The 15801-nt window shown below is 58.6% G+C and carries 13 protein-coding genes; 9 read left to right on the top strand and 4 right to left on the bottom strand.

Annotated features, from left to right (window positions below; all coding sequences use genetic code 11):
- Positions 1–19 precede the first annotated feature (19 nt).
- Complete coding sequence (locus tag AACY19_RS01705; RefSeq protein ID WP_339447324.1) at positions 20–2428, bottom strand: DNA translocase FtsK; 2409 nt, start codon at positions 2426–2428, stop codon at positions 20–22.
- A gap of 295 nt (positions 2429–2723) precedes the next feature.
- On the opposite strand from AACY19_RS01705, the gene trxB reads away from it, so the two are divergent.
- The 4 genes from trxB (at position 2724) to infA (ending at position 5523) form a co-directional block, all read left to right on the top strand.
- On the top strand, positions 2724–3683 hold the full coding sequence (gene trxB, locus AACY19_RS01710; RefSeq protein WP_339447325.1) for a thioredoxin-disulfide reductase: 960 nt from the start codon (positions 2724–2726) through the stop codon (positions 3681–3683).
- Between the two features lie 63 nt (positions 3684–3746).
- Positions 3747–4427, top strand: coding sequence for a leucyl/phenylalanyl-tRNA--protein transferase (gene aat, locus AACY19_RS01715; protein ID WP_339447327.1), 681 nt, complete (start codon positions 3747–3749; stop codon positions 4425–4427).
- Positions 4428–4484: 57 nt separating this feature from the next.
- Positions 4485–5192, top strand: a complete 708-nt coding sequence (locus tag AACY19_RS01720) for an arginyltransferase (RefSeq protein ID WP_339447329.1) — start codon at positions 4485–4487, stop codon at positions 5190–5192.
- 112 nt (positions 5193–5304) lie between these two features.
- Positions 5305–5523 carry a translation initiation factor IF-1 gene (gene infA / locus AACY19_RS01725; protein WP_002553999.1) on the top strand — a complete coding sequence of 73 codons (219 nt, stop codon included), beginning with the start codon at positions 5305–5307 and terminating at the stop codon, positions 5521–5523.
- A 474-nt stretch (positions 5524–5997) separates the two neighbouring features.
- Here infA and clpA read toward each other — a convergent pair whose 3' ends face one another.
- Together clpA and clpS are read right to left on the bottom strand one after the other, a co-directional pair.
- Entirely contained in the window at positions 5998–8268 is a 2271-nt protein-coding gene (gene clpA, locus AACY19_RS01730) for an ATP-dependent Clp protease ATP-binding subunit ClpA (protein WP_339447331.1), read from the bottom strand.
- Positions 8269–8298: 30 nt separating this feature from the next.
- The gene (clpS, locus tag AACY19_RS01735) at positions 8299–8682 is read right to left on the bottom strand and encodes an ATP-dependent Clp protease adapter ClpS (protein ID WP_236483710.1); all 384 of its coding nucleotides are present in this window, start codon (positions 8680–8682) and stop codon (positions 8299–8301) included.
- 224 nt (positions 8683–8906) lie between these two features.
- Here clpS and AACY19_RS01740 point away from each other — a divergent pair, with 224 nt between their 5' ends.
- Positions 8907–9194, top strand: coding sequence for a cold shock domain-containing protein (locus AACY19_RS01740; RefSeq protein ID WP_339447338.1), 288 nt, complete (start codon positions 8907–8909; stop codon positions 9192–9194).
- 85 nt (positions 9195–9279) lie between these two features.
- Here the strand turns inward: AACY19_RS01740 and icd are convergent, their stop codons facing one another.
- The gene (icd, locus tag AACY19_RS01745) at positions 9280–10536 is read right to left on the bottom strand and encodes an NADP-dependent isocitrate dehydrogenase (RefSeq protein ID WP_339447340.1); all 1257 of its coding nucleotides are present in this window, start codon (positions 10534–10536) and stop codon (positions 9280–9282) included.
- Positions 10537–11017: 481 nt separating this feature from the next.
- On the opposite strand from icd, the gene AACY19_RS01750 reads away from it, so the two are divergent.
- The 4 genes from AACY19_RS01750 to hflD all read left to right on the top strand — a co-directional run bounded on the left by AACY19_RS01750 (position 11018) and on the right by hflD (position 15710).
- Complete coding sequence (locus tag AACY19_RS01750; protein WP_339447342.1) at positions 11018–13243, top strand: NADP-dependent isocitrate dehydrogenase; 2226 nt, start codon at positions 11018–11020, stop codon at positions 13241–13243.
- A 216-nt stretch (positions 13244–13459) separates the two neighbouring features.
- Entirely contained in the window at positions 13460–13906 is a 447-nt protein-coding gene (locus tag AACY19_RS01755) for an NUDIX hydrolase (RefSeq protein WP_339447344.1), read from the top strand.
- Positions 13907–13965: 59 nt separating this feature from the next.
- Positions 13966–15090, top strand: a complete 1125-nt coding sequence (gene mnmA / locus AACY19_RS01760) for a tRNA 2-thiouridine(34) synthase MnmA (protein WP_339447346.1) — start codon at positions 13966–13968, stop codon at positions 15088–15090.
- Positions 15087–15710 (top strand): high frequency lysogenization protein HflD, encoded by a 624-nt coding sequence (gene hflD, locus AACY19_RS01765; protein WP_007920199.1) that lies wholly within the window; start codon positions 15087–15089, stop codon positions 15708–15710. Before mnmA ends, hflD begins: the two co-directional genes overlap by 4 nt.
- Positions 15711–15801 lie beyond the last annotated feature (91 nt).

Raw genomic sequence — 15801 nt, forward strand, 5'->3', positions numbered from 1 at the left:
CTGATTCGGGGTTGCTGGATCAGTCGCGAACCGGGCCAGGAGCCAGGACTTCACGGGAACCGTTGGTGTTCATCGAGGTGACGACGCCGGCCATTTCCATGGCTTCAATCATCCGTGCGGCACGGTTGTAGCCGATTTTCAGCTTGCGCTGTACCGCAGAAATCGAGGCGCGACGGCTTTCGAGGACGAACTGCACGGCTTCGTCGTACAGCGCGTCGGCTTCCGGATCATCACCATCGCCGCCACCGCTGCTGCCTTCAAAGCCACTGCCCGCCTCTTCGACACCGTTGAGGATGTCATCGTTGTATTCCGGTGCGCCACGCAGCTTCCACGCTTCCACCACACGGTGGACTTCATCGTCGGAAACGAACGCGCCATGGACCCGGATCGGCAGACTGGTGCCCGGTGGCATATACAGCATGTCACCGTGCCCCAGCAGTTGTTCGGCGCCGCCCTGGTCGATGATGGTTCGCGAGTCGATCTTGCTCGACACCTGGAACGCCATACGCGTCGGAATGTTGGCCTTGATCAGACCGGTGATCACGTCCACGGATGGCCGCTGGGTCGCGAGAATCAAGTGAATCCCCGCCGCACGGGCCTTCTGGGCGATACGGGCAATCAGTTCTTCAACCTTCTTGCCGACGATCATCATCATGTCGGCGAATTCGTCGACGACGACGACGATGGTCGGCAGCTTCTGCAACAGCGGCGCTTCGTCGTGGATGCTTTCACGCTTGTACAGCGGATCGCTCAACGGCTCGCCGGCGTCCTGGGCTTCCTTGACCTTGGCGTTGAAGCCGGACAGGTTGCGCACGCCCATTTTCGCCATCAGCTTGTAGCGGCGCTCCATCTCGGCAACGCTCCAGCGCAAGGCGTTGGCGGCGTCCTTCATGTCGGTGACGACCGGGCACAACAGGTGCGGAATGCCTTCGTAGATGGACAGTTCCAGCATCTTCGGGTCGATCATGATCAGCTTGGCGTCTTCCGGGCCGGACTTGAACAGAATCGAGAGGATCATCGCGTTCACGCCCACCGACTTACCGGAACCGGTCGTACCGGCCACCAGCAAGTGCGGCATCTTCGCCAGGTCGGTGATCACCGGTTTGCCGCCGATGTCATGGCCCAGCGCCAGGGTGACCGGCGATTTGAAGTTGTCGTATTCAGGCGTCGACAGCACTTCGGAGAAACGCACGATCTGCCGGTCTTCGTTAGGAATTTCGATACCGACGGTGGTCTTGCCCGGAATCACTTCGACCACCCGCACGCTGGTCACGGCCAGCGAACGCGCAAGGTCTTTGGCGAGGTTGGCGATACGGCTGACCTTGACGCCAGCAGCCGGCTGGATTTCGTAACGGGTGATGACCGGGCCTGGATGGATCGAATCCACCGTGACCTCGACGCCGAACTCCTTGAGCTTGATCTCCAGCAAATGGCCGACCGCTGCCAGGGATTCGGGCGAGTAATTGAGTTGCTTCTTTTCCGCGGGATCGAGGATCGAGATCGGTGGCAAGGTGCCTTCCACGGCGCTGTCGACGAACAACGGCGCCTGTTTCTCTTTCTGCACGCGCTTGCTTGGCTCAGGCGCTTTGGCCGGTGCCGGGGCGATAACCGGTGGCACCTGCTTCTCGCGGTCGGACATGTGCTTGCTCAGCGCTTGCTCACGTTCGATCAGGCGTTCTTTGACTTTGGCCTGTTCGCGCTTGTCCGACACCGTCGGTGCGACCACATCGTGCACGCGGTCATCCACTTCACGCAGTTGCGCCACCAGTTGCTTGCGCTCGGTGCGCGCCGACCACCAACGGTTGAGCGCGCCCTGGAACAGTTCGAAGAGGTCGAGGGTGATCTTGCCGGTGAGGTCCATCACCTTGAACCACGACAGGTCAGTGAACACCGTCAGGCCGAACAGGAACAACGCGATGAACAGCAGCGTGCTGCCCTGAATGTTCAGTGCAGTCTTCGCCAGATTACCGAGGCTTTCGCCCAGGGCGCCGCCAGCCCCGGCCGGCAGACCGGACGTGCCCTGAAAATGCAAATGCGCCAGCGCTGCACCGGAAAGCACCAGAAACACCAGGCCGATCAGGCGCCAGGAGAACAGCCAGCCGCTCCATTGCCACGGTTCGTGGCGTTGACGAAAGATCTGGTACGCCTTGACCGCCAGCAGTATCGGAAAGATGTAGGCGAAGTAACCAAGCACCATGAACAGGATATCGGCGCTGTAAGAGCCCGCCGGGCCGCCGAAATTCTGTACGTCGTCGATTTTGCTGTTGTGACTCCAGCCCGGATCGTCCTTGCCGTAGGTCAGCAAGGCCATCATCAGGAACAGGCACAAGGCGCCGATGGCGATCAATGCACCTTCCTTGAGCCGGTAGTGCAACTGTTGGCGCCAGAGCGGGACGACTGTTTTTGGTGCTTCGGTGGATTTCTTCAAAACGCTTCTTTTCCTGCGCCAGAGGCGCGTCCATCTATTGAATGACGATAAAAACTGCCCAATCCAGGCAGGTAAAAAAGTGAACGGGCACAACCGGGACTACTTTTAACACTGCACCGCGCTTTTTATAAACATGGCGCGCCGCGAATATTCTGTAACAGCCGGCATTGTACGGGTTTGTGCGTGCGATGCCATGCTTCCAACCCCGCTGTTGAGCATAGTCAGGCGTACAGAACCTGCGACTCAATTTGAGCATGCATTACCTTTTGTGACAAAGGCTTATGAGGTGTATTTGATGAACGCAACGAAGCATTCACGCCTGATCATTCTCGGCTCCGGCCCGGCCGGTTACAGCGCCGCCGTGTATGCCGCCCGCGCCAACCTCAAACCCGTGGTCATCACCGGGCTGCAGGCCGGTGGCCAGCTCACCACCACGGTCGAAGTCGACAACTGGCCCGGCGACGTCGAAGGCCTCACTGGCCCGGCCCTCATGGAGCGCATGCAGAAACACGCCGAACGCTTTGCTACAGAGATCGTTTACGACCACATCCACACCGCCAAGTTGCAGCAACGCCCCTTCGAGCTCATCGGCGACAGCGGCACCTACACGTGTGATGCGCTGATCATTGCCACTGGCGCCTCGGCGCAATACCTGGGCCTGCCCTCGGAAGAAGCCTTCGCCGGCAAAGGTGTTTCCGCGTGCGCGACCTGTGATGGCTTTTTCTATCGCAACCAGGTGGTCGCCGTGGTCGGCGGCGGCAATACGGCGGTGGAGGAAGCGCTGTACTTGTCGAACATCGCCAAGGAAGTGCACCTGATCCATCGTCGCGACAAATTGCGCTCGGAGAAAATCCTTCAGGACAAACTCTTCGAAAAAGCCGCCAACGGCAATGTGCGCCTGCACTGGAACCAGAACCTTGACGAAGTGCTGGGCGATACCAGCGGCGTGACCGGTGCGCGCCTGCGTGACAGCCATACCGGGGAAACCCGCGAGCTGCCGCTGGCCGGCGTGTTCATCGCCATCGGCCATAAACCCAACACCGACCTGTTTAGCGGCCAGTTGCCAATGCGTGACGGCTACCTGAAGGTCAAGGGCGGCAGCGACGGCGATGCCACTGCCACGGACATTCCCGGAGTCTTCGCAGCGGGTGATGTGGCCGACCACGTTTACCGCCAAGCGGTGACCTCCGCCGGGGCCGGTTGCATGGCTGCACTGGATGCCGAGAAGTATCTGGACGACATTCCTGTCATTTGACGGCACACTTTAGCGTGGGCCAAACCGCCCGCACTGCCCTCCCCTTCTGCAAGCCTGGATGCCATGCTGACTTGGTTACAACGTAATTCACTGACTTTTCCACCACTGGAAAAGGCCATGCGCGACCCCAACGGACTGCTTGCCGCAGGTGGCGACCTGTCCGCCGATCGCCTGATCCAGGCTTATCGTCATGGCTGCTTTCCATGGTTCTCCGAGGGGCAGCCGATTCTCTGGTGGTCACCGGACCCCCGCACCGTGCTGTTTCCCGACGAACTGCATGTGTCACGCAGTCTCGGCAAACTGTTGCGCAAAGAACGCTATCAAGTGACCTTCGATCAGGATTTCGATGCGGTGATCCGTGCCTGCGCCGCACCACGGGATTACGCCGACGGCACCTGGATCACCGAAGCCATGCAGGACGCCTATGTGGAGTTGCATCGACGCGGCTTCGCCCATTCGGTGGAAGTCTGGGACCAAGGCGAACTGGTCGGCGGCCTGTATGGTCTGGCGATGGGCCAGCTGTTTTTTGGCGAGTCGATGTTCAGTCGCGCCGACAACGCCTCGAAATTCGGCTTTGCCACCCTGGTGCGTCACCTGAAAGAATCGGGATTTGTGCTGATCGACTGCCAGATGCCAACCGATCACCTGCACAGCCTCGGCGCCCGGGCGATTCCTCGTCAGCAATTCGCCGATTATCTGGCCCGGCACCTGGATCAACCCAATCGCGCCACCTGGGTTTGCTGAGCGACTTTTGCGCGCGTGGCTTACACTTAATTCACCAGCTTATCCCGAGGGTTGATCATGACCGAGTTGGCGCGTTTGAAGTTCTATGCCACTCAGCCTCACTCTTGCAGTTATCTGCCTGAGGAACAGGCCACGACTCTGTTTCTCGACCCGAGTCAGCCCATGGATGTGCATGTCTACGCAGACCTGTCGGAAATGGGCTTTCGTCGCAGTGGCGATCATCTGTATCGGCCACATTGCCAGAACTGCAATGCGTGCGTGCCTGCGCGCATTCCGGTGGCGCAGTTCACCCCCAATCGTCAGCAGAAGCGCATTTTCAAGCGCAACGCCGATTTGCAGGTGCGTCCGACCAAGCCTCAATTCAGCGAAGAATATTTCGATCTGTACCAGCGCTACATCGAACAGCGTCACGCCGACGGCGACATGTACCCGCCGAGCCGCGATCAATTTTCGACGTTTCTGGTGCGTGACCTGCCCTTCTCACGCTTTTACGAGTTCCGCCTCGACGGACGGTTGCTGGCTGTGGCCGTGACCGATTTGCTGCCTAATGGCTTGTCAGCGGTTTATACGTTCTACGAGCCGGCGCAAGAGCGCCGCAGCCTGGGACGCTTCGCGATTTTGTGGCAAATCTCCGAGAGCCAGCGCCTTGGGCTTGAGGCGGTGTACCTCGGATACTGGATCAAGAACTGCAAAAAGATGAACTACAAGACCCAATATCGCCCCATCGAACTGCTGATTAATCAGCGCTGGGTCGTCTTGAACTAAACCCGAGCCCTAAACCCCTTGGCGTAAACCCCATTTTTCGGGCACAATGCACGCCGCTTTTGCCTGGCGCAGTTGCACCGGGCCATTCATTGGATACCGAGGGCTTTACTGCATGTCGAAAGAAGACAGCTTCGAAATGGAAGGCACTGTCGTCGACACCCTGCCCAACACCATGTTTCGTGTGGAGTTGGAAAATGGGCACGTCGTAACCGCGCATATTTCCGGCAAGATGCGCAAGAACTACATTCGTATTCTTACCGGTGACAAAGTGCGCGTCGAGCTGACGCCCTATGACTTGAGCAAAGGGCGCATTACTTACCGCGCTCGTTAATCAAGTTAATACAAGACGCCCGGTTTGTGCCGGGCGTTTTTGTATCTGCGTTTTGGGGTTTTGGGTTTGGGGGCGTCGCCTCCCCCCCCCTTGATGAACACCTCCGCTCGGCCTGCCGATGGGGCAAAAGATCAAAAGCCAGGTCAAAAGCCCCTCACCCGAACCCACTCCCCGAGGGAGAGGGGACTGACCGAGGTGTCTGGATGAGGTACGCAGACGTGCGATACCGCGCTGAACGCAAATTTTGAAAAGCCCACAAATCGGCCCCCTCTTCCTCGGGAAAGGGCTCGCCTGCTCTTGATCTTGATCCACGGGCGACATCGAAACGAAGGAACCCCGAGCCCCAGCGAGCGGGCCATCCGTTGTCACGGGACAGGTCCACCCTTACCGCAGCAACGGATATACACACAAAACCCAAAAACATCAGGCAACAAAAAGGCGCCCGAAGGCGCCTTTCGAATCAACATCAAGCCGTCAGGCCATCTCAGCCGTGGTCTCGAAGTCAAACGTCAACTCGCCATCCTTGATGTCGATGTGCACCACACCGCCATGCTCGGCCAGCTCGCCAAACAGAATCTCCTCTGCCAACGGACGCTTGATCTTGTCCTGAATCAACCGTGCCATCGGACGTGCACCCATCGCCGAGTCGTAACCACCCGCCGCGAGCCAACTGCGCGCCGCGTCGGTTACCTCCAGCAATACTCGCTTGTCTTCCAGCTGCGCCTGAAGTTCGGTAAGGAACTTGTCCACCACACTTTTGATGACCTCATGGCTGAGGCGACCAAACTGGATAATGGTGTCCAGACGGTTACGGAATTCCGGCGTGAAGCTCTTCTTGATCACTTCCATCGCATCGGACGAATGGTCCTGATGAGTGAAGCCGATCGAAGCACGCGCCGCTGTTTCGGCCCCGGCGTTGGTCGTCATGATGACGATCACGTTGCGGAAGTCAGCCTTGCGCCCGTTATTGTCGGTCAGCGTACCGTGGTCCATTACCTGCAACAGCAGGTTGAAGACTTCAGGATGCGCCTTCTCGATCTCATCAAGGAGCAATACGCAATGCGGCTGCTTGGTAATCGCCTCGGTCAACAGACCGCCCTGATCAAAGCCGACATAGCCTGGAGGCGCACCGATCAGACGCGATACGGTGTGGCGCTCCATGTACTCGGACATATCGAAGCGAACCAGCTCGATCCCCAACGCCTTGGCCAGTTGCCGCGCAGCCTCGGTTTTACCCACACCGGTCGGACCTGCGAACAGGAACGAACCGACTGGCTTGTCAGGCGACTTGAGGCCGGCACGGGACAGTTTGATCGCAGTCGACAGCGAATCGATCGCCGCGTCCTGACCAAACACCGTCAGCTTCAGGTCACGCTCAAGGTTACGCAGCAACTCTTTGTCGGAGCTGGTGACGTGCTTCGGCGGAATTCGTGCAATTTTTGCCACGATGTCTTCAACCTGCGGCACTTCGATGCGTTTGACACGCATCTCCACAGGCTGCAGACGCTGATAGGCGCCCGCCTCGTCGATCACGTCGATGGCCTTGTCCGGCATGTGCCGGTCATTGATGTAGCGCGAGGCCAGTTCAGCAGCGGCGCGCAACGATTCATCGCTGTATTCGATGCTGTGGTGTTGCTCGAAACGCCCTTTCAGACCACGCAGAATGCCGATGGTGTCTTCCACCGATGGCTCGACGACATCGACCTTCTGGAAACGACGTGCCAAGGCACGATCCTTCTCGAAGATGCCGCGAAACTCCTGGAACGTGGTCGACCCGATGCAGCGAATGTCGCCAGAAGACAGCAGCGGCTTGAGCAGATTCGACGCGTCCATGACCCCGCCCGACGCAGCGCCGGCACCGATAATGGTGTGGATCTCATCGATGAACAGGATCGCCTGCGGGCGCTTTTTCAATTCATTGAGCAGCGCCTTGAAGCGTTTCTCGAAATCACCGCGATACTTGGTGCCCGCGAGCAGAGCACCGAGATCGAGGGAATAAACGACGCTGTTGGCCAAAAGATCCGGCACCTGATTGTCGACAATGCGCTTGGCCAGGCCTTCGGCAATCGCAGTTTTACCCACGCCTGCCTCACCCACCAACAGCGGATTGTTTTTGCGACGGCGCGCAAGAATCTGCGCGACACGCTCGACTTCGGACTCGCGCCCCACCAGCGGATCGATGCGACCCTGGCGTGCGAGTTCGTTGAGGTTGCTGGCATAAGCATCCAGAGGATTGCCTGAAGAAGAAGACTCACCGCCCTCGTCGTCCTGCATATCTTGCTCACCTTCAGAGTGATCGCCATGCCCCGGCACCTTGGAAATGCCATGAGCGATGTAGTTGACGACATCGATGCGCGCAACGCTCTGCTGTTTCAGCAGGAACACTGCCTGACTCTCTTGCTCACTGAAGATTGCAACCAGCACGTTGGCGCCAGTCACTTCGCGTTTGCCCGAGCTCTGTACGTGGAAAACAGCACGCTGCAATACACGCTGGAAGCCCAGGGTTGGCTGGGTTTCGCGATCTTCGTCGTGGACGGGGATCAAAGGCGTGGTGGAGTCGATGAACTCCTGCAGGTCATGCTTGAGTTTGTCGAGGTTTGCGCCGCAGGCGCGCAAAACGGTGGCGGCAGCCTCATTGTCCAATAGCGCCAGCAGCAGGTGTTCGACGGTCATGAATTCATGACGCTTCGAACGAGCCTCCTTGAAGGCAAGATTGAGGGTGACTTCGAGCTCGCGGTTTAACATAGCTTCACCTCATACCCAAGTGGTCGGCGATTAACCGTCCTTCTCGATTTCACAGAGTAGCGGATGCTGGCTTTCCCTGGCGTACTGGTTGACCTGCATGGCCTTTGTCTCGGCGATGTCGCGGGTAAACACTCCACATACTGCCCGTCCTTCTGTATGGACGGCCAGCATGACCTTGGTCGCCAGCTCGCGATTCAGGTTAAAAAACACCTCGAGCACTTCGACGACGAAATCCATCGGTGTGTAGTCATCATTGAACAAAACCACCTTGTACATCGGCGGCGCCTGTAATGCAGGCTTTGCTTCCTGAACCGCAACGCCCGCCGAATCGTCGTCGTGTTCCTCCGGGTGATCCTTTTGGAAAGTCGGGCGATCCTGATTGAATGTTAGTCGAATCTGGCTGATTGCATGCATGGAAAGAAAGGTTCGTCAGTTGTGCAAATACAGTGGTGGGGGCGGCTGTGCACCTTTTCAACTCCGACTGCCCGGTCACCTTGACTATCGGGAAAACGGTGTTACAACCAATAGAGCCCACAGTGGGTAAAAAAGATCCGCGGAGTCAATTCTTTTCACGAATAAGATTGCGGATGAATTGGATGATACTCCAGCGATGGAGTCTGTTGCAGAGGGATTTGAGCATGGCTGTCGGCAAGGTGAAATGGTTCAACAATGCCAAGGGATTCGGCTTCATCAATACCGATGCCCGCGAAGGCCGAGATGAGGATGGGAAAGAGATCGACTTCTTTGCTCATTTTTCTCAGATCAGGATGGAGGGGTACAAAACCCTCAAGGCCGGACAAGCGGTGGCTTTCAGTATTATTCAAGGCCCCAAGGGGCTGCATGCCGTCGACATCCAGTCTGTCACCACCGAACCATCCAGTGCCGCTGCTGCTACGGCTGCTACGGCTGCTACGGCCAAAGCGTGAAATGACTGACTTCACCTGAATAATCCAGACAATAAAAACCGCCTGACTCAATGAAGAGTCAGGCGGTTTTTGTGTGCCCGCGTTTTTACATGTGCGAAATCAACGCATCCCCGAAGCCCGACGACGAAACCAGCTTCGCTCCCTCCATCAGACGCTCGAAGTCATAAGTCACGGTCTTGGCACCGATGGCGCCGTTAGTGCCCTTGATGATCAGATCCGCCGCTTCGGTCCAGCCCATGTGGCGCAGCATCATCTCGGCCGAGAGAATCAGCGAACCCGGATTGACCTGGTCCTTGCCAGCGTATTTCGGCGCGGTGCCGTGAGTGGCTTCGAACATCGCCACGGTGTCGGACAGGTTCGCACCCGGCGCAATACCGATACCGCCGACCTCTGCCGCCAAGGCGTCGGAGAGGTAGTCGCCGTTGAGGTTCAGGGTCGCGATCACATCGTATTCCGCCGGGCGCAGCAGAATCTGCTGGAGCATGGCGTCGGCGATAGCATCTTTAACCACAACGTTCTTGCCGGTTTTCGGGTTCTTGAACTGCATCCACGGGCCGCCATCGAGCAGGGTCGCACCGAATTCTTCGGCGGCCACTTCGTAGGCCCACTCTTTGAAGGCGCCTTCGGTGAACTTCATGATGTTGCCTTTGTGCACGATGGTCAGCGAATCGCGGTCATTGTCGACCACATATTGCAGGGCCTTGCGCGCCAGACGCTTGGTACCTTCGCGGGAAACCGGCTTGACGCCGATGCCGCAGTTTTCGTCGAAACGGATTTTGGTGACACCCATTTCTTCTTTAAGGAACTTGATGACCTTGGTGGCTTCCGGCGAACCGGCCTTCCACTCGATACCGGCATAGATGTCTTCGGAGTTCTCGCGGAAGATGGTCATGTCGACGTCGCCAGGCTTTTTCACCGGGCTTGGCACGCCTTCGAACCAGCGCACCGGGCGCAGGCAGACGTAGAGGTCGAGTTGCTGACGCAGGGCCACGTTCAGCGAGCGGATGCCGCCACCGACCGGTGTCGTGAGCGGGCCTTTGATGGAAACCACGTAATCCTTGACTGCGTCGAGGGTTTCCTGAGGCAGCCAGGTGTCCTGATCGTAAACCTGAGTGGCTTTTTCCCCGGCGTAGACTTCCATCCAGGAAATCTTGCGCTTGCCGCCGTATGCCTTTTGAACTGCAGCATCGACAACCTTGATCATCACCGGACTGATGTCGACACCAATGCCGTCACCTTCGATGAAGGGGATGATCGGGTTATCAGGAACATTGAGAGAATGGTCTGCATTGACGGTGATTTTGTCGCCGACGGCTGGAACCTGAATCTTCTTGTAACCCATGCTGAACTCCATTGTTTGGATTGAACATCTGGCTTGGTTCGAGCGTAACCCAGTTAAATCAACACGCAAACCCTCTGTTCGTGGCGCGGCCACATCTCGTTTCGTACAACCCTGAAAGCAAAGGGAAAAGCGCCAAACTCAAGCATTCGCGACGACTCTACGCCCCACCCCGCCCTGCGACCTTTAGACCAATGGACGAGAAACGTTGCATATGAACCATCGGCAGATTGCCAGCTACCTATGTATAATGCCGCCCGCTGACCACAGGGTCACGACGGCTGGCCTCTCTAGCACGAGACTTTCCGCCTGATTGGTCGGGTTGTTACCGCAGCCTGACTGCTTGACGCTCTACTGATGCACCCAACATCACCGCGAAGAATCTCGACATTCGGTTCATGGATGACTTTGAACGAACGCGCTTACCCGGCGCCCCTCGAGTTTCTGCGCACGCTTTAGCAAAGAAGAGAGAGTTAATCCGAATATGCCCACCCGCTCGAAGATCATCTATACCTTCACCGACGAAGCTCCAGCCCTCGCCACCTATTCCCTGCTGCCGATCATCGAGGCTTACACCGCCTCGGCCGATATCGCCGTGGAAACCCGCGATATCTCTCTTGCAGCGCGCATTCTGGCCAGCTTCCCCGAGCAACTGGGCGACAAAGCCGTAGCCGACCACCTCGCCGAACTGGGCGACCTGGCCGTTACGCCTGAAGCCAACATCATCAAACTGCCGAACATCAGTGCTTCGGTGCCACAACTGCAAGCGGCGATCAAAGAGCTGCAGGCGCAGGGTTACAACCTGCCGGACTACCCGGAGACCGTGACCAGCGACGCCGACAAAGACGCCAAGGCGCGTTACGACAAGGTCAAGGGCAGCGCCGTGAACCCGGTCCTGCGTGAAGGCAACTCCGACCGTCGCGCACCGCTGTCGGTGAAGAACTACGCACGCAAGCACCCGCACAAAATGGGCGCCTGGGCCAAAGACTCCAAGTCCCACGTCGCTCACATGAGCACCGGCGATTTCTACGGCAGCGAAAAAGCTGCCCTGATCGACGCCGCTGACGCCGTGAAGATCGAGCTGATCGCCAAAGACGGCACCGCGACCGTTCTGAAAGAAAAAACCACCGTTCAGGCCGGCGAGATCCTCGACTGCGCCGTGATGAGCAAAAACGCCCTGCGTGCGTTCATCGCTGCTGAAATCGAAAGCGCCAAGGCTCAAGGCGTGCTGCTCTCGGTGCACCTGAAAGCAACCATGATGAAGGTCTCCGACCCGATCATGTTCGGCCAGATCGTTGCCGAGTTCTATAAAGACGCCCTGACCAAGCACGCTGACGTGCTGGCCGAGATCGGCTTCAACCTGAACAACGGCATCGGCGATCTGTACGCGCGCATCAAGGCCCTGCCGGCTGAGCAGCAAGCGCAGATCGAAGCCGACATGGCGGCGGTCTACGCCGTTCGTCCGTCGCTGGCGATGGTCAACTCCGACAAAGGCATCACCAACCTGCACGTGCCGAGCGACGTGATCGTCGACGCCTCGATGCCGGCAATGATCCGTGACTCCGGCAAGATGTGGGGCACCGACGGTCAACTGCACGACACCAAGGCCGTGATCCCGGATCGTTGCTACGCGACCATCTATCAGGCCGTGATCGAAGACTGCAAAGCCAATGGCGCGTTCGATCCGACCACCATGGGCAGCGTGCCAAACGTTGGCCTGATGGCGAAGAAAGCCGAAGAGTACGGCTCGCACGACAAGACCTTCCAGATCAAGGCTGACGGCGTGGTTCGCGTCACCGACAGCAAGGGCAACCTGCTGATGGAACAGGCTGTTGAAGCCGGTGACATCTTCCGCATGTGCCAGACCAAAGACGCGCCGATCCAGGACTGGGTCAAACTGGCCGTCAACCGTGCTCGCGCCAGCAGCACGCCGGCGATCTTCTGGCTCGACCCGATGCGCGCTCACGACGGCGTGGTGATCGAGAAAGTTCAGGCTTACCTGAAGGATCACGACACTGCGGGCCTGGACATCCAGATCATGGCACCGGTCGACGCGATGAAGTACACCCTGCAGCGCACCCGCTCCGGCCTCGACACCATTTCGGTGACCGGCAACGTATTGCGCGACTACCTGACCGACCTGTTCCCGATCATGGAACTGGGCACCAGCGCCAAGATGCTGTCGATCGTCCCGCTGATGAACGGCGGTGGCCTGTTCGAAACCGGCGCCGGCGGTTCGGCTCCGAAGCACGTGCAGCAACTGGTTGAAGAGAACTTCCTGCGCTGGGATTCGCTGGGCGAGTTCCTCGCACTGGCAGCGTCCCTTGAGCATCTGGGTGTGAACTACAACAACCCGAAAGCCCTGGTTCTGTCCAAGACCCTGGATCAGGCCACTGGCCAGTTCCTCGACAACAACAAGTCGCCATCGCGCAAAGTCGGCAACATCGACAACCGTGGCAGCCACTTCTACCTGGCGATGTACTGGGCTCAGGCCCTGGCTGCCCAGACTGAAGACGCTGCACTGCAAGCGCAGTTCGCGACCCTGGCCAAGACTCTGACCGAGAACGAAGCAACCATCGTTGCCGAGCTCAACGCCGTTCAGGGCAAGCCAGTCGACATCGGCGGTTACTACCACGCCAATGCCGAGCTGATCAGCAAGGCCATGCGCCCAAGCGCAACCCTCAACGCGGCGATTGCTGCGCTGGTTTAAGGTTGTAGCGCGGTAAACAAACCCCGGCCGAGTGCCGGGGTTTGTTTTTGTGGCGTTTGCACCCATTTATCTGTGAAATACAAACCAATGTGGGAGCGGGCTTGCTCGCGAATGCGTCGGTTCAGCCAATAAAGATTTTGAATGACAAACCGCTTTCGCGAGCAAGCCCGCTCCCACAAGGGATTGGGTTTCAACCAATAGATTGAGGAAGGTTTTATGGAGTGGCTCCCCCACATCACCGTCGCCACCATCGTCGAGGACAACGGTCGCTTCCTGATGGTTGAAGAGCACAAAGGCGGGCGTAACGTACTCAACCAGCCCGCCGGCCATCTCGACCCAAATGAAACCCTGATCGATGCCGCCGTGCGCGAAACCCTCGAAGAAACCGGCTGGGACGTCGAACCCACCGGCGTGATCGGCATTTACCTGTACACCGCACCCAGCAACGGCGTGACCTACCAACGCGTGTGCTTCAGCGCCAAAGCCGTGCAACACCACCCCGATTATCAACTCGACGACGGCATCGTCGGCGCCAAGTGGCTGACCCGCGACGAATTAATGACTCACCGCGACAACTGGCGCAGCGAGCTGATCATCCGCTGCATCGACGATTATCTGGCCGGTCATCACTTCAGCCTCGAACTGATCCGCCCTTCTCTTTAGCCTTGAGGCCGCGAGCCTGCTAGAATCGCGTCCTTTTTCAAGACACTCATTGAATCCCTATGCCTGATCCAGCCCCTTCTGACACATCCAAGAAGCGCGTCATTGTCGGCATGTCCGGCGGCGTGGACTCTTCCGTTTCCGCTCTCCTGCTGATCGAGCAGGGTTATGAAGTGGAAGGCCTGTTCATGAAGAACTGGGAAGAAGACGACGGAACGGAATACTGCACCGCCATGGACGACCTGGCGGATGCCCAGGCTGTCTGCGACAAGATCGGTATCAAGCTGCACACCGCCAACTTTGCCGCCGAGTACTGGGACAACGTGTTCGAGCACTTTCTGGCCGAGTACAAGGCCGGTCGCACGCCGAACCCGGACATCCTGTGCAACCGCGAGATCAAGTTCAAGGCGTTCCTCGACTACGCCATGATGCTCGGCGCCGACCTGATTGCCACCGGTCACTATGTGCGCCGCCGTGACCTCGATGGCCGCACCGAATTGCTCAAAGGCCTCGATCCGAACAAGGATCAGAGCTACTTCCTGCACGCCGTCGGCGGTGAGCAGATCGCCAAGACCCTGTTCCCGGTCGGCGAACTGGAAAAGCCGGAAGTCCGTGCGATTGCCGAGAAATACGAGCTGGCGACCGCCAAGAAGAAGGATTCCACCGGAATCTGCTTTATCGGCGAGCGTCGCTTCAGCGACTTCCTCAAACAATACCTGCCGGCGCAACCGGGCGAGATCAAGACCACCGAAGGCGAAGTCATCGGCCGTCACCATGGCTTGATGTATCACACCATCGGTCAGCGTCAGGGCCTCGGCATTGGCGGCCTGAAAGATGCCGGCGATGAGCCTTGGTACGTGCTGCGCAAGGATCTGGACACCAACGAACTGATCGTCGGCCAGGGCAACAACCATCCGTGGCTGTTCTCCGGCGCCCTGCTCGCCTCGGAAATCTATTGGGTCAACCCGATCGACCTGAGCCAGCCGCTGCGCCTGACCGCCAAGGTGCGTTACCGCCAGAGCGATCAGGCTTGTACCCTGGAAAAAACCGCGACCGGCTACCGAGCCGTGTTCGACGAGCCGCAACGCGCGGTGACGCCGGGCCAGTCCGTGGTGTTCTACGACGGTGAAATCTGCCTCGGTGGCGGCGTGATCGAAGTCGCCGAGCCGTGGAGCGGCCAGGCATGAGCCCGACTCAGGAGCAACTGACGGCGCTCGGCGGCGTGTTTCTCGCCGCTGTACTGGTCGACCGGATCGCCAAGACCGGCCAGACCAGCGAGGCCGGCCTGACCTGCATGCTCGGCAGTTTGCTGGTACGTGACCCGAAGGACACGCTGGACGTTTACGGCGGTGACGACCTCAACCTGCGCGAAGGTTACCGAGCATTGATCGGCGCCCTCGAACGCGACCCGAGCACCCTGCAACGCGAACCGCTGCGTTATGCCCTGTCGATGCTCGGCCTGGAACGTCAATTGGCCAAGCGCGACGACATGCTCGACACGATCGGCAAGCGTCTGCCGCAGATTCAGTCGCAGGTCGAACATTTCGGCCCGGCCCACGAAAACGTGGTGGCCGCTTGCGGCGCGCTGTATCAGGACACCCTGAGCACGTTGCGCCAACGTATTCAGGTGCATGGCGACATGCGCAACCTGCAGCAACCGAGCAACGCCTCGAAAATTCGCGCCCTGTTGCTTGCCGGCATTCGTTCAGCACGCCTGTGGCGACAGCTCGGCGGCCATCGCTGGCAGCTGGTGATCAGCCGGCGCAAGCTGCTCAAAGAGCTGTATCCGTTGATGCGCAGCGAGTAAACGCCGCGCAATAAAAGCTTTGTAGTCTGTAACGCGTAATACGCCGGTCAGTTGGCAACGGACCGGCGGATTTTTTCATGTATGATACGCG

Source organism: Pseudomonas sp. EA_5y_Pfl2_R50, assembly GCF_963970475.1.
GTDB lineage: Bacteria > Pseudomonadota > Gammaproteobacteria > Pseudomonadales > Pseudomonadaceae > Aquipseudomonas.